Origin of the sequence: Methanoculleus sp. UBA413 (assembly GCF_002502935.1) — an archaeon.
In the GTDB taxonomy this organism is placed as follows: Archaea; Halobacteriota; Methanomicrobia; order Methanomicrobiales; family Methanoculleaceae; genus Methanoculleus; species Methanoculleus bourgensis.
This window is the reverse complement of sequence record NZ_DAQR01000031.1, coordinates 1-1,664: the sequence shown is the minus strand read 5'-3', so window position 1 is coordinate 1,664 and position 1,664 is coordinate 1. Positions and strand designations below refer to the sequence as shown.

Annotated in this window: 1 protein-coding gene; it reads left to right on the top strand. The window is 61.7% G+C overall.

The window, feature by feature from the left end; all coding sequences use genetic code 11:
* Positions 1 to 1,611, top strand: a 1,611-nt coding sequence (locus tag BP858_RS02435; protein WP_286878749.1) for a sensor histidine kinase, incomplete at its 5' end; no start/stop codon positions are given.
* Positions 1,612 to 1,664: the final 53 nt, after the last annotated feature.

Genomic DNA, 1,664 nt, shown 5'->3' with positions numbered 1-1,664 from the left:
CACTCCCGGTTCCTGGGGACCTGCGAGCGGGTATGCATTCTTGGGTGCGGGTGCCGGGAGAGGATTGAGCCGCCCGGCCCTGCCGTGGTGATCCCGGACCTGATGCGGGAGGTTCTCCTCCCGGCCCCCCTCTACGATGCCTGCGTCCGGGAGGGGGCGTTCATGGTCGTCCCGGGCATGCTCTCGCGGTGGAAGGAACATCTTGCAGGCTTTGGGTTTGAGGGGGAAGCAGCAGAGGAGTTCTTCAGGGAGTCGATCAGGAAGATCGTGCTCCTCGATACAGGGATCGACCCCGAGGCCCCCCGGAACCTGGCAGCCCTCGGCGAAGACCTCTGGATCCCCACAGAGTGGATTCCTATCGACATCGAGCCACTGCGGCGGTATCTTGCCCTCCAGTACCTCCAGTGGCGCCTGGAACGAGAGGAGAAGGTCTATCGGGACTCTATCGCCGCAAACCAGCGATCCGCCGACTACGCGATGACCATCGATATACTCGGCAGGATCACTGAGCTCCAGAGCGAAGAGACGGTGGTTGAAGAGATGCTCGACCTCTTTACGGTCCTGTTTGCTCCGGCAAGGATCGGGTTTGCCTCTATCGATGGGGGAGAGGCAGGCAGGATCGTCAGCCGCCCTCCCGGATACTATGACGCTCCGGAGCGGGCGGCAGGGCTCTTCGCGCTGGAAACCCGGAATGCCATCCTGTCTGACAGGGATGGTCTCTCGATGGAAGTCAGGCATGAAAACCGGTGCGTCGGTGTTCTCGTGCTTGAGGGGCTTGCCGTGCCGCACCGGGCTGCCGAGTATCTCAGCATCAGCCGATCCGTGACTGAGGTCTGCGGCCTTGCTATAGCAAACGCCCGGACGTATCAGAAACTCCAGGAAGCCGTGATGGAGCGCGATAGGGAGATCGGGGAGCGGATGCGGGCAGAGAAGGCGCTCCGCGAGGCGAACAGGAAACTTAACACCCTCTCGTCCATCACCCGGCACGATATACTGAACCAGCTGGCGGCGCTGCTCGGGTATCTCGAGATAACGCAGATGGACCTGGAATCGGGACGCCTGCCCGCGGACCCCACCTTTGTCCGGTACGTCGCAAACGAGCTGCAGGCCGCGCGAACGATCCAGCGGCAGGTCGAGTTCACCCGTTTCTACCAGGACATCGGTGTGAAAGAAGCGGAGTGGCACAATGCGGAGACCCTGATCCGACAGGCGGCCGAAGAACTTCCGCTCTCGGAGGTCAGGGTGGATATCGGGGTTATGGGGCTCTGGGTCTATGCCGACCCCCTGATTGGGAAGGTCTTCTACAACCTCATGGAGAACTCGGTCCGGCATGGAGGGGATATCTCCCGGATATCGTTTCTTGGATCCCGGGCTGAAGGCGGCCTCGTGATCACCTACACCGACGACGGCCGGGGCATCCCTGCTGCGGATAAGGAGCGGATCTTCCGCAAGGGTTTTGGCAAGAATACGGGGCTCGGGCTCTTTCTCACCCGGGAGATCCTCGCGATCACCGGTATCACCATCAACGAGACCGGTGTGGAAGGAGAAGGTGTCAGGTTTGAGATCTTCATCCCGGAGGGGGAGTACCGGCTTGTGGGATCTGAGACCTGATCCCCGGGCGCTAGTGGACCGTTTCACCTTATGGTGCGGGTCCTGATGCGGGG